The sequence below is a fragment of the Ignavibacteriales bacterium genome (assembly GCA_015709675.1).
In the GTDB taxonomy this organism is placed as follows: Bacteria; Bacteroidota; Ignavibacteria; order Ignavibacteriales; family Ignavibacteriaceae; genus H2-BAC3.
This window is the reverse complement of record CP054182.1, coordinates 130,515-144,529: the sequence shown is the minus strand read 5'-3', so window position 1 is coordinate 144,529 and position 14,015 is coordinate 130,515. Positions and strand designations below refer to the sequence as shown.

Genomic DNA, 14,015 nt, shown 5'->3' with positions numbered 1-14,015 from the left:
TGTCCTTGGATTACAAAATAAGTTGACATACTTTAATAACACTATTGCATTAAAATAAAAACGGGGACGGGCATTAACCCGTCCCCGCTGATTTGGGAATATTTTTTCTTTCCGCTTACTTAACCATCGTCATTTTCTTTTCAACAACATTTGTGGTGCCGTCCTGACCGCGGAAGGTGAGGCGGTAGATATACAGTCCGCTTGCAAGGGTATTGCCGGAGAATCTGACTGAGTGATAGCCGGATTCCTGCATGCCGTTAACCAGACGGCTTACTTCCTGACCGAGTGCGTTATATACGGTAAGAGTAACCATACCGCTGATTGGAAGTGCGTAGCGAATTTCGGTTTCCGGATTGAACGGATTCGGGAAGTTCTGCTCAACCGCAAAACTGACCGGAGCGGTAACATTCACATTCACGCTAACATTGCCGCTGTAACTGAAGGTTCCGTCAAAGTCAAGCTGTTTCAGGCGATATATATATGAACCCGAAGCAACCTCTTCAGAGAAGCGGTAGCTGGTAAGTTCTGCGGTGTTTCCTTTGCCAGGAACAAAACCGACATTTGCCCATGTGCTGCCGTCAGAGCTGCGTTCAATTTCGAAGCCGCGGTTATTCAGTTCTGAAGCGGTTGTCCATTCGAGCACAACTGTTGAACCTGATGCTGATGCGGTGAATGAACTGAGTTCAACAGGGAGTCCCTGAGGCATGCTGTAGTATGGTCCGCCCGGCTGGGTAATCCAGTTGATGTCAAATCCGGGATTTCCGCCGGTAACATTACCCGGCACTGTTACATCGCTGAAGTACGCAGTTGATGAAACAACCACTGCAAAGACAACGATATTATCATTATATCCGGGGTTGCCGAGTTCTGAAAGAGGAATTGCCATTTCCCATCCTCTTCTGTGGCCCCAGGCGCTGTCATAAGCGAAGGTGATGGAGTTTTCCGTGAAGAATGAACCTGCACCCGGACCCTGGCGTGCGCCGCCGAGGACACCGGCGGAACCGATATAGGTGCCAAGTTTCTGGTTCGGTGTGTATTTAGCTGCATCTATATATACCGTGGAATCATTACCACCCGGATTAATGACGAATGCGTAATGTGTTTCAAAGCCAAGTTTGAAGTTCGGGTTGGCTGTTGCGCCAAACAGATGCCCGCCGTTGGTAACACCTCCCAATGAAGTATTAGCCGGAGTGCCCTGTCCTTGCAGATTTGATAGACCAATGAAGAGTGCAATACCATTGCTGTTTGTGCGGTCTAACTTGCCCTCAATGCTCAGATAGAGTTTTCCGCCTTCAACACGGTGATTAACTCTTCTAACATTGATATTGGGACCGAAGCCCTGATTTTCGTTCTGTGAATGGGCAAGATCCCAGTAGTCTTCGTGGAACCGTCCGTTAACAATCATAGGTGTGGTTATTTTATAAAGACCGAGACCGTTATTGGTTGCGAGAGCATACATATATACAGTACCTGACTGCTCGTCATAGAAGAAATCAACATCTCCGGTTCCGTTCGGATTGGCATTGCCGCCCAGTGAAGGAGTGATGGCGTATGTTTTGAAATAATTCGGGCCTTCACCATCGGTATCCACAATACGCACATTGTTGGATCCGGGAGCCGCAACGGTGGTGAACTGGAAGGCATAGATACCGCCGCCTCTTTTGCCGATCGGCGCAATAATTGTTGTGGTGGTACCCGTGCTGATCTGTCCTCCTGGTATAGCAGCATAAAACTGTCCGCTCCAGGTATATGCCTGAACATTCTTACCGGAACTGTTGATGATAATCAGTGAATCTTCTTCAATAGGATATACTGAGGGGGCCCCGCCAAAGCTTGCAGCAGGAAGCTGAATGACAAAATCCTCAACAAAATTCACCCCGTTATTGGTGGTCTTGAAGATATGAACTTTGTTAGCCGGAGCATTAACCGCCCAAAGGCGCAGTGTGTTGTCCGATGCTTTGCCGCTCAGGGTGAAGTTATCACCCAGTCTTTTTGCATCAACACCGCCAAAATTGCTTTCAAATGCAACGGTCGGTGCGGCGGATTCAGATGCCCAGTGGTAAATTTTGAATACTTCGGCAGCGGATACTACCAGATTGGTAGCGTACATTTTTCCGTCATCACTTACGCCGAAATCGTTAATGGGAAATGTACCTCCTGCAACGGTGCTGATATCGAGAGTGCCAACATCGGCGCCGGTCAGACCGTCAAGGATGCGAACTGAAGGGCCGCCATTTCGTGCAACAACGTAAACCCGGTGGTTGTTGTTTACATAACCGTAAGCAAATCCGCGTTCGGTATTTCCGGACGGGCTAAACCAGGAGGGGAGCGTTGTGTCACCTACCGACCGGGTCCAGACTTTTTCGACCTGAGCGAGCATGGGAATAGTGAGAAGGAAGAGAGCGAGAAGAACCGTAACTTTTTTCATATGAACCTCGTCATGTTAGAGTAGTGTTTTTACAAACTTTTTGGACGCAAAAAAGACATTTTTCCTGCCTTTTGTCCGTCACAAAATTACGAAAAATACTATTATCAAAGGAAGCATTCCGGCTGTTCTGTGCATTAAAACCGGAGAGCTGTGTGTGCTTCCGGTACAGGAGTCATGTCATTTTTGAAGTATTATTGCCTTTATAACACTCCGGATTTTTCCGGAAGAAATATTTAGTAATTAAAATAAGTGTCTCTCCTCATATTCTAAATACGTAAATTTAGGGGTACTGTTTTTGTTATTTGCAGCAAAAATTACTTTAAATGATATCATTAATTATGGCTGTAACGGCAGAATTGATCTGCGAGTTTTCTCCTGGCAGCCTCACATATGGTTTTACCTTTTTACCGAAATACCTCCCATGAAAAAACTTCTAAACCTCATATTTGTTTTTTATATATCACTTCCGGCCCAGACCATAGAGCAGCGCATTGACTCACTGCTCGGGCAGATGACTCTTGCCGAAAAAATCCTGCAGCTCCATAAGGAAGGAGGAATGAACACGCAGGACAATCTCCGGCTGGGAATTCCCGGCTTTGTTATGGCAGACGGTCCTCACGGAGTTCGTGACGGGCTGGCAACTTCTTTTCCTGTGGGGATTGCAATGGCTGCAACATGGGATACAGAACTTGCCTTCCGTGTCGGGGAGGCAATGGGGAAGGAGTTCCGCGGTAAAGGAAAACATCAGATGCTTGGGCCGGCAATGGACATGACACGAGACCCCCGCAACGGAAGAACTCCTGAAAGCGGCGGGGAAGATCCGTATCTCAACGCGATGATTAACAGCTATGTTACACAGGGGGTGCAGTCAACCCCGGCTCTTGCAACCATAAAACATTATAACGGAAAACATAAACAAAACAACCGCACAAACAACAATTATATATTCACGCAGCGTTTGCTGATGGAGCACTATGGACTGAACTTCAGAAAGAGTGTTCAGGATGGCGGGGCTTTATCCGTAATGAGTGCGTATAATCTTATAAACGGAGACCAGGCCGCTGAAAGTTATAATCTGCTGACGTATATACTGCGCCGGCAGTGGGGTTTTCCTTTTTATGTGGTCTCTGACTGGGGAGGCATTAAAAACTCCCGCAAGGCTATGCTTGCAGGCAATGATGTCTGCATGGGTTCTGATCATTACCAGAATGACCTGCTTGCGCTGGTGAACTCCGGGCAGCTTTCAGTAGCGGCAATTGATGCAGCGGTAAGAAATGTATTGCGGACAAAAATTCTTTCAGGGATGATAGACTTTCTCCCCTCAGGGAATCCTAATGATGTGAACAGCACCGCGCATCAGCAGTTAAATCTTGAAGCGGGGATGAAATCGCTTGTTCTGTTAAAAAATAAAAACAATATCCTGCCAATTAATAAAGATACTATTCAGAGCGTTGCAGTAATCGGACCAAATGCAAATGTGATGCGCACGGACGGAACCGGCAGCAGTTGGGTTGAACCATATTACAGTATATCTCCCCGTAAAGGAATAGAAAACATACTTGGCGCATCAAAAGTTTTATTCGCTGAGGGCTGCACCATAGCGGGAACTTTCTCACCGGACTACAGTGATGCACTGCAGAAGGCAGCTCAGGCGCAGGTAGTGTTTTTCTTCGGCGGGCTTGACCCATCGCAGGAAGGGGAAGGAGCGGATCGTGCAAACGGTTCCATCGAACTGCCCGGCCAGCAGAGACAGATGATTAACGCACTTGCAGCGGTGAATCCGAATGTGGTAGTCATCCTTGTAAGCGGAGGAATAACTGCGGCGGAGGCATATATAGAGAATGTGAAGGGACTGATGCAGGCCTTTTATCCCGGTCAGGAGGGGGGCAATGCAATTGCAAAAGTTTTGTTTGGTGAATATAATCCGTCAGGAAAGCTGCCCGTGACCATTCCGAAAAATGACGCACAGTTAGGCGCACTGATAACCGATTTTGATTTCAGAAATGATTACGGATGCGGTTACCGCTGGTTTGACAGGATGGAATATGTACCACGCTTTGCCTTTGGTTTCGGGCTGAGTTATTCATCCTTTTCCTTTTCTGATTTCACCATACTGACTCCTTCTGTTGAAGCTGGCAAAAGAATTACGGCACAAATCACCGTATCTAATCTGAGCAACAGAGGGGGAACGGAAACCGTGCAGCTCTATCTGAGCAGACCGGTGAGCTCCGTTTACCGTGATATAAAATCACTCATTGCGTTTAAGAAAGTGTATGTGCCTGCAGGAGGAAGCGAGACGGTCACATTTGAAATTCAGCCGGAAGACCTATATTACTTTGAAGAAGCTGCCGGTGTCTATGCCATTGAACCGGGGGAGTATATACTGCGTGCGGGCAATGCATCAGATAATCTCCCTCTTCAGGGTTCGTTTACGCTTACTCAGGCAGAGCTGAAGCCGGATTTACAGATAGCAAACATCTACAGCATACCGCGCTACCCGCATCCGGGGCAGAAGGTGCAGTTTGCTGCAACTATTGTAAACCGGGGTAGCGGCGCTTCACTGGCGGGAACGGTTCACCGTGTTGATTTCAGCGTTAACGGAGTTCCGGTAAGCAGATCGCTCAGCTTTAGCGCAAGCATACCAGCCGGGGGAATGATTCTTTTTAACGGAGACACGCCTGAGGGAAGCAGTTTTCTTTGGGAAGCAGGAGCGCCCGGTGAATTTACCGTTGAGGCAAAAGTAAATCAGGATGGCGCGGTAAATGAAATATATACCGATAACAACAGTAAACAGAAAACTTTTAAGGTATATCCGCAGCCCACTCAGAATTTTGCGTTACGGAAAACCGTGTATGTTTCATCAGTTGAAGCACCGGGGCTCGAGGGTTACCGCGCGGTTGACGGCAGCTATGGTTCCAGATGGTCTTCTGCATTTTCTGATCCGCAGTATATAATCGTCAGTTTCGGCGAGGCGGTAAGTTTCAATCTTGTCCGTCTCACCTGGGAAGCCGCATACGGAAAAGAGTATTATGTGCAGGCAAGCACTGATTCAGTTAACTGGACAACGCTCCGCTACACAAACAACGGCACCGGAGGAACAGAAGATATTGCGGTTAGTGCAACCGCAAAATATCTGCGGCTGCTTTTGATTAGGCGGGCAACTGAGTGGGGCTACTCCCTTTATGAAATTGAAGTGTTTAATGTAACTGATGCTGATGAGGGGTATAACAATAACGGAAACTCATCTGATGATTTTGGGCTGCATCAGAACTATCCGAATCCGTTTAACCCCTCAACGCGGATTAGCTTTACCTTACCGGAAGCCGGGAATATCTCACTCAGAATATATGATTCATTAGGACGCGAAACTGCAACCCTTGCCGAAGGGGAGTACCAGCAGGGCACGCACTCAGTGTCGTTTGATGCCGCAGGACTGGCTTCCGGGCTTTACCTCTGCCGGCTTAGCGGTCCAGGAGGCGTTGGGTCAGTAATTAAAATGCTGCTGGTGAGGTAGCGGGGTAAACTTTATTCTTGTTGGAAAGATCAGGTGATTCATCAGGGAGCGGTACTAACGAAGCCGGGAAATTATATCATAAAAGCTTATTGCGACATCATTCTCATCGGGTATTGGTCTGTACGCCAATCCGGAAAGTTCTGATTGATATCTGCTTTTTAACGCAGACCAAATTTCATAAAAATTTGTTATGAGTGGTGAGTCAGCCAGGGATTTGGCTGCCCAACCAGCGGGTTCATCAAATGATATTTTGTCATGGGTGAGAAGTTCGTGGAGATCTTCTGTAAATGTGTCTGAAGCTATATATGCTGCACACTCTTTATCTATAAGTAGAAAATGGAGATCATAAAAATGTCTGATTTTTGCCGAGAGAGCTTCGATATAGTTTTTATCATAAGAAAAACGGATGAGAGAAATAATTTTTTCCAAAAGAGTCCTTTCTTTTGACTGTATATGTATCTCAACCGGATTAAGTCCATAAGGTTTTACATACTGTTCATTTCCGCTTCTTACAAGAAAATCATAAACTAAAATTTGTACGGGTACTATTGTGAAACTGCATGTGCTTTCGAATGAATTAATTTCAACGATTACTTTGTTATTTGCGTTAAACTGATCAATGGAGTTGTATCCAAAAACTGATTTTCTGAATTTTGAGCCCTTACTGGTTAATCCCTCAATGGTAATTTCCCGTAGATCCCTGGTTATTTCCTTTTCAACTGAACGCAATAATTTTTTGATTTCATTTCCGGACTTATTTTCAACATCTAAGACTGCAATATCAATATCCTCTGAAAACCGGTTTATCAGTTGGTAACCCTTGGACAATGATGTGCCGCCCTTGAAAACAGTAAGCGGAAGATACTTGCTGCTTGCAAGTCTGGATAATATTAAAGTGATCCAATAATCTTTCTCAACAAATTCAAGTTTGATTGAAAGAAACTGCGACGCTGCCCGCAGAGTATCTGAAAACAATTTTGGTTCCGTGTGCAGATTCATCTGATATTCCATTCCCTTGCAACAGAGGATAAAACCTTATCTGCTCCGGGTATTTTAAAAGCAGAGAGAGGATTCAGAGAATTTCTCAGGCGAGTTGAAACAGACTGTAATTTCAATACTTCTAAAAAAGCACCCGTTAATGCACGCGTCGAAGGAGGGTATTGCATTGCCAACTGAACCAGCGTATGTATTTCATGGCCGGACAAGTCTTTAATGAGTGTGAGTAATCTGCGGCAGGATGATTCAACAGAGGCGCCCGGAATTTTCCTGATAAACTTTACAGCATCGAGTAGCTGAAGCAGCGGAATAGCATCCTTAGTTATCTTGTTTTTCTGCCTGATAATTTGGATTGAGAATTGTCCCCTGTTGAAAGCGGGCCGGGTTTGGTTTTTTCCGATTTGAATAATACTGCTGACCTGAGTTGTTAAACCAAGTGAGTTAAAAATTCCATAACCTGTCAGGTAGCCGGTAACCTTTCCGTTTTCTTCCAGAAGGTCTTTGATGATTTCGCTTTGATCGGGCTTAAGATTTCCAAATGGCGATGTAACAGACCTGTAAAATCTGCCTTTGGATATCTTGTCTATCTGCCCGGATTTAACCATCCTGTTTAGCGCTTTAATTACCGCTTCCGCATTATCAGGCCGCGGGAGCAGATCTCCATAACCAAAAATATAACCCTGAGGCAGTCTCTCAAGATCAGCTCTCACTTTTGCGCTGATATTTTGCATTTTTTCCATAATGCAAATATAGAAAATGTCCAGTTATTTATCAAAAAAACTGGACACATCTTGTATTACTCTTCCGCATGTTTCTTGAAATTATTCAGTATTGCCTGCCATCCCTGCTGCTGAAGTTCTACGGAGTTCATGGTTTCAGCATCAAAGGTGGTTGTCACTGCCACTTTGCCGTTTTGCTCTTGAAATGTGGTAACTGCTTTCCGGCCGTCAAGCATGGTGTAGGAGATTTTCTTGTGGAGTATAACTTCATCATAAACTGCCTCAAAATCAAAACCAAAGCTGCCGTCTTTTGCTTCCATGCGCCAGTTCAGTTTTCCGCCCGGATGAAGTTCGTTAACGGCTGCGGGACAGCACCAGTCATCAGAAGCAAAGTTCCACTTGGTGATGTGTTCGGGTTTGGTGTAGCGCTCCCACACTTTTTCGATTGGTGAGTTCACTTCTGCCTGAATAGTGATTTCAACTTTGTTCATTATTTGTTTCCTTTACTAATGGTGTTTAATAATTCTTCAAGATAATTCAGCGTCATGGTAAAACCCTCCTTAAAGCCCATTTCGAGTATCTTCTCAAGATCGGCAAGGGTCTTGTGCTGGATAGTTATACTTACGGTGGTTACATCCCCGGCTGAAGTAAAATCCAGATTCCATTCAAAGCCAGAGAAGTCAGGGCTGAAGACTTCGTTCTCATCTGTAAATGCATCGGTGAACTTTATATTTGATATCGGGGTGATGGATATATAATCCTGCACGCACCAGTGCTTTTCTCCTTCGGGTCCGCACATAGCACATGACCAGCGGCCTCCCGGTGTGAAGTTTAAATACCTGGTCTGGACATACCAGGGCTTCGGAGCCCACCACTGATTGAGGATTTCCTCTTTGCTAAAAGCATCCCAAACGAGCTGCTGCGGAGCGTCAAACTCGCGGGTGATGTATATCCGGTTAGCGGCTTTGTCAATGGTGAAATCAAACAAAAGACTGTTTTTCATGATTTTTTATTCTTCATTGTGGCTAATACTGTGTCTAACTGATTAAATCGTTTTTCCCAGAGTGCCCTGAACTGGTCGAGCCACTGGTCAATCTCGCGCATTTTTTTAACTTCAAGCTGATAATAAATTTCTCGTCCCTGCTGTTTCTGTTTAAGCAGCATGCACTCAGAAAGAATACGCAGATGCTTTGAAACCGCCTGCCGCGAAGTGTCAAAATGCTCGGCTATGGCATTCGGGGTCATCGCTTTTTGGGCAATGAGTGTAATGATAGCGCGCCTGGTGGGGTCAGCCACCGCGTGAAATACATCTCTTCTCATAACGTGTTCCTGTGGAATCTGAAACTAATCAGTTGCAAATATAAGCGCAACCGTTCGGTTTCACAAGAGGAAAATAAAAGTTTATTTATTTAAAGCCAGCTCAGGAAAGTAAATTTCATATTACCTCAGAAAAAGGGAAAGGCAGAACATAAAGTGAGGGGATTTTACCTTATTAAAATTGTTATTGTAGTTTGGCTGAGAAGGTTTACACGAATTTCACGAATTGGATGCACGAATTACACGAAGAGAAAATATGAAGTTTTATAAACCTTCACTTTTCACTTTCACGCCCCCCGAATCTCAAATTTTCCTCATTTCCCACTCAATTATCAACTATCCCTTCTCAATTTTCCATTCTTTTGCCGTATCTTTAATCCCGACTTTTACTTTTTTCCCAATGTTTATTCCCGGAGAATAATGACTCAGCGTAAGGCAAAACTGATGCTCGAGGATGGTCTGACCGCGGAAGGGTATCAGTTCGGTTATGAGATAGCAGCTGCCGGTGAGGTGGTTTTTAATACCGGTATGGTTGGCTATCCTGAAACGATGACTGACCCCTCCTATAACGGACAAATCCTTGTTATTACCTATCCTCTTATCGGCAATTATGGCATTCCTGACTCTTCCTTTGAAAATGAACTCCTTAAAAATTTTGAATCTGACCGCATTCAGGTGCGCGGACTGGTCATAGCTGACTATTCCTTTGAGCACAGCCACTGGAATGCAGTAAAATCACTTGACGGCTGGATGAAAGAGCAGAAAATCCCCGGTCTGTGGGGTGTGGATACCCGTATGATCACCCGCCGCCTACGTGAAAAAGGAAGCATGCTCGGTTCATTAACGCCTGAAGGAATGACCCCTCTTCCGCTTGAAGATCCCAATCTGACTGATCTTGCCGGCGAAGTCTGCATTAAGGAACCCCGTCTCTATGCAAAAGGCCCAAAGAAGGTGGCAATTGTTGACTGCGGAGTGAAGAACAATATCATCCAGGGAATGCTCAGGCGGGATATTTCAGTACTGCGGGTGCCCTCTGATTTCGACTTTAACAGTGTTGAGTGTGACGGTATCATCCTTTCAAACGGTCCTGGTGACCCAAAGATTTGCCAGAAGACTATTGAACATACACGCATTGCAATGCAGAAGGGAAAACCGATGCTGGGGATTTGTCTGGGTTCTCAGATTCTGGGGCTTGCTGCCGGAGCTGATACCTACAAACTGAAATACGGTCACCGGAGCCATAATCAACCGGTGAATGAGTCCGGTACCAAACGATGTTATATAACATCGCAGAATCATGGCTACGCAATTGACGCAGCTACTCTTCCCATTGACTGGCGCGAGTGGTTCACCAATGACAATGACGGCACAAATGAAGGAATCATACATATTGCAAAACCTCTCTTTGGCGCGCAGTTTCATCCGGAGGCCTCACCCGGACCCGATGACACGGAATTTATCTTTGACATGTTCGTGAGGACACTGCAATGATAAAAAAAGGAAAACCAAGAAAAACGCTGATCCTCGGTTCGGGGGCATTGCAGATTGGTCAGGCAGGTGAATTCGATTATTCAGGGAGCCAGGCAATCAAAGCGCTTAAGGAAGACGGTGTTGCAACAGTTCTTATAAATCCGAATATCGCAACCATACAAACATCTGACCACCTTGCTGATACGGTTTACTTCCTGCCCCTTTCTCCATTCTTTGTTGAACAGGTTATTGAAAAAGAGAAGCCGGACTCAATCCTTCTTGGCTTCGGGGGACAAACTGCTCTGAACATCGGTGTTACATTATATGATACCGGAGTTCTTGCCAGACACGGCGTTCGTGTTCTCGGAACACCGGTTGAATCAATTAAGGACACAGAAGACCGTAATCTCTTTGCAAAGCGTGTTGAAGAAGCCGGGTTTAAGGTTGCGCGCAGCAAAACAGTTGAGTCAGTTGATGAAGCGATTGTTGCTGCCGAGACGATCGGATATCCCGTCATGGTGCGTATCGCTTATGCACTCGGCGGACTCGGTTCAGGCATCGTCAATAATACAGAAGAACTGAAGCAGAAAGCAGAACGGGCATTTGTATATACGAATCAGATTCTCATTGAAGAGAGTTTGTACGGATGGAAAGAGCTTGAATATGAAATAGTGCGCGACCGCTACGACAACTGCATAACCGTCTGCTCAATGGAAAATATTGACCCGATGGGAATTCACACCGGAGACAGCATTGTGGTAGCGCCGGTGCAGACGCTGAGCGCATCAGAGAATTTTAAACTGCGTTCGATCGGAATACGTCTTATCCGCCACCTGAAGATAGTTGGTGAGTGTAATATACAATACGCGCTTGACCCGAATTCAGATGACTACCGCATTATTGAAGTAAACGCACGCTTAAGCAGAAGTTCGGCGCTTGCAAGCAAGGCAACCGGATATCCCCTTGCATTTGTTGCAACCAAACTCGCGCTTGGCTATGATCTTAATGAAGTAGAAAACATTATCACCAAAGAGACATCTGCCTGCTTTGAACCGGCTCTTGACTATATCGTGCTGAAATATCCGCGATGGGATTTGCAGAAGTTCCGTCAGGTGAGCACTCAGCTTGGCTCTGAAATGAAGTCCGTTGGTGAAGTGATGGCAATCGGCAGAACTTTGGAAGAAGTGCTGCAGAAAGCTATCCGTATGCTTGATATCGGCATGCAGGGCTTCAGCGGACATGATCTGGCATTCCCTGATCTTGACAAAGCGCTTGAGATACCGACCGACAGAAGAATGTTTGCAATAGCAACAGCACTTGAGCAGGGATATACGGTTGAAAGAATCAGCGAACTTTCAAAGATTAATCCCTGGTTCCTGCATAAGATGAAAAACATCATCACCATGAAGCAGATGCTTCAGGGGAGACGCTTGCAGGAAATAACCGATGAAACACTTCGACAGGCAAAGCAGGCCGGTTACTCAGACCGTCAGCTCGCATCACTTCTGGGCAGTGATGAAAACAGCGTACGTGCAGCGCGCATCAGCCGCGGTGTTGTTCCGGTTGTTAAACAGATAGATACTCTTGCGGCAGAGTACCCAGCATATACAAACTATCTATATATGACCTACAACGGTTCGGAAGATGACATTGAAACCGGCGGACCGAAGCAGATCATCGTGCTTGGCGGCGGTGCTTACAGGATAGGTTCTTCAGTGGAGTTTGACTGGTGCTGCGTGAATGCGGTGATGACGCTGAATAAATCCGGCTACAAGAGCATTATGATCAACTATAATCCGGAGACAGTGAGCACCGATCATGATACCTGCGACAAGCTCTATTTTGAAGAGATGTCATTGGAACGGGTGCTAGATATATACGAAAAAGAATCTGCAGAAGGGGTTATAGTTTCCATGGGGGGACAGATTCCGAATAATCTGGCAATGAAGCTCTACTACCGGAATGTGCATATCATGGGGACAAGTCCGGTCAAAATTGACAGCGCGGAGAACCGTGATACATTTTCCAAAATTCTTGACTCTCTGGATATAGATCAGCCGGAATGGCGTGAACTGACAAACCTTAATGCGGCTAAACAGTTTGCCGAAGAGGTAAGCTATCCGGTGCTGATACGGCCAAGTTACGTGCTCAGCGGGGCGGCCATGAGCATCGTGCTGAACAGCGAGGAGCTTGAGGAATATCTGAAGAAAGCATCGGATATATCTCCGGAACATCCGGTTGTTATAAGCAAGTTCATAACTGATGCAAGAGAAATAGAAGTTGACGCAGTTGCGGTTAATGGCGACCTTTTCTGCTATGCAATTTCGGAACATGTTGAAAACGCCGGAGTGCATTCAGGTGATGCTACCATTGTGCTTCCTCCGCAGCGCACCTACCTTGAAACGATGCGGCGCGTTAAAAACATTACCAAACAAATTGCCCGCGCGCTTGAGATAACAGGACCGTTTAATATACAGTTTATCGCAAAGGATAATGAAGTAAAAGTAATTGAGTGCAACCTGAGAGCATCACGCAGCTTTCCGTTTGTTTCAAAAGTGCTTAAGATTAACTTCATTGAAATTGCAGTACGCCTGATGCTGGGTGAAAAAGTTGAAAAGATTGACCGCTCATCCTTTGACCTTGATTATGTCGGCGTTAAAGCATCTCAATTCTCATTCACCCGTCTGAAGGGAAGTGACCCGGTTACCGGTGTTGAGATGGCTTCAACAGGAGAGGTTGCATGCCTTGGTGATGATTTTAATGAGGCATTCCTGAAAAGCGTGCTTGCAACCGGATACCGTATTCCAAAAAAAGGAGTTCTGCTTTCAACCGGAACACCAAAAGAAAAACTGGAATTTATTGAAGAACTGAGAACATTGCGCTCACGCGGGCTTAAGTTTTACGGAACCCAGGGCACGGCTGATTTTTATAAGCAGTATGATATAGAAGTGCAGCATCTTTACAGGCCGTATGAAAAGCTGGAGCCCTCGGTGCTTTCAGTTATGGAGTCAGGTGATGTTGATCTGGTGATAAATATCCCGAAGAATTCAGAAAAACTGGAGCTTGATACTGACTACCTAATTCGCCGCCGCGCAGTTGATCTGAATATTCCGCTGATTACTAATATCCAGTTTGCCAAACGCTTCGTGAAGGCATTGCGTATATACGGTCTGGAGAATCTGCCGATTAAAAGCTGGAATGAATACAATTAATCAATTAGTAATTAGTAATTAGTAATCAATGTACAATTTACAATGTACAATGTACAATCCTTTGCGGCTTTGCGCGAGGTTCCCAGAGTTGGCACGCGGATTTTACGGATGCTTCGCAACGCTGATTTTTACGAATCAGAACATTCTGCGCTTATCTGCGAAATCTGCGGGAAAGTTTTGCGGCTTTGCGCGAGGAACCCGGAGTTGGCGCGCAGATTTTACGGATGCTTCGCAACGCTGATTTTTACGGATCGGAACATTCTGCGCTTATCTGCGAAATCTGCGGGAAAGTTTTGCGACTTTGCGCGAGGAACCCGGAGTTGGCACGCGGATTTTACGGATGCAAGCAACGCTGATTT

General features: G+C 45.7%; 9 protein-coding genes. 3 read left to right on the top strand and 6 right to left on the bottom strand.

Going from position 1 to position 14,015, the window contains the following annotated elements; translation table 11 throughout:
- Nucleotides 1-115 precede the first annotated feature (115 nt).
- Complete coding sequence (locus tag HRU80_00505; GenBank protein QOJ27422.1) at nt 116-2,428, bottom strand: DUF4623 domain-containing protein; 2,313 nt, start codon at nt 2,426-2,428, stop codon at nt 116-118.
- Nucleotides 2,429-2,849: 421 nt separating this feature from the next.
- Between HRU80_00505 and HRU80_00500 the strand changes: the two genes are divergently transcribed.
- Complete coding sequence (locus tag HRU80_00500; GenBank protein ID QOJ27421.1) at nt 2,850-5,942, top strand: glycoside hydrolase family 3 C-terminal domain-containing protein; 3,093 nt, start codon at nt 2,850-2,852, stop codon at nt 5,940-5,942.
- A gap of 54 nt (nt 5,943-5,996) precedes the next feature.
- On the opposite strand, the gene HRU80_00495 is transcribed toward HRU80_00500, so the two are convergent.
- From HRU80_00495 to HRU80_00475, 5 genes are read right to left on the bottom strand one after another with little or no spacing between them, the layout of a single operon-like run.
- A complete protein-coding gene (locus HRU80_00495) occupies nt 5,997-6,941 on the bottom strand; it encodes a nucleotidyl transferase AbiEii/AbiGii toxin family protein (GenBank protein QOJ27420.1) in 945 nt (314 codons plus the stop codon).
- Nucleotides 6,938-7,678, bottom strand: a complete 741-nt coding sequence (locus HRU80_00490; GenBank protein QOJ27419.1) for a hypothetical protein — start codon at nt 7,676-7,678, stop codon at nt 6,938-6,940. Before HRU80_00490 ends, HRU80_00495 begins: the two co-directional genes overlap by 4 nt.
- A 56-nt stretch (nt 7,679-7,734) precedes the next feature.
- Nucleotides 7,735-8,148 (bottom strand): SRPBCC domain-containing protein, encoded by a 414-nt coding sequence (locus tag HRU80_00485; protein ID QOJ27418.1) that lies wholly within the window; start codon nt 8,146-8,148, stop codon nt 7,735-7,737.
- A complete protein-coding gene (locus HRU80_00480; protein QOJ27417.1) occupies nt 8,148-8,660 on the bottom strand; it encodes an SRPBCC domain-containing protein in 513 nt (170 codons plus the stop codon). Before HRU80_00480 ends, HRU80_00485 begins: the two co-directional genes overlap by 1 nt.
- A complete protein-coding gene (locus HRU80_00475; GenBank protein ID QOJ27416.1) occupies nt 8,657-8,977 on the bottom strand; it encodes a winged helix-turn-helix transcriptional regulator in 321 nt (106 codons plus the stop codon). The genes HRU80_00480 and HRU80_00475 overlap by 4 nt, the downstream gene beginning before the upstream one ends.
- Nucleotides 8,978-9,391: 414 nt before the next feature.
- Between HRU80_00475 and carA the strand changes: the two genes are divergently transcribed.
- Nucleotides 9,392-10,465, top strand: coding sequence for a glutamine-hydrolyzing carbamoyl-phosphate synthase small subunit (carA, locus tag HRU80_00470; GenBank protein ID QOJ30414.1), 1,074 nt, complete (start codon nt 9,392-9,394; stop codon nt 10,463-10,465).
- Complete coding sequence (gene carB / locus HRU80_00465; GenBank protein ID QOJ27415.1) at nt 10,462-13,656, top strand: carbamoyl-phosphate synthase (glutamine-hydrolyzing) large subunit; 3,195 nt, start codon at nt 10,462-10,464, stop codon at nt 13,654-13,656. Before carA ends, carB begins: the two co-directional genes overlap by 4 nt.
- Nucleotides 13,657-14,015 lie beyond the last annotated feature (359 nt).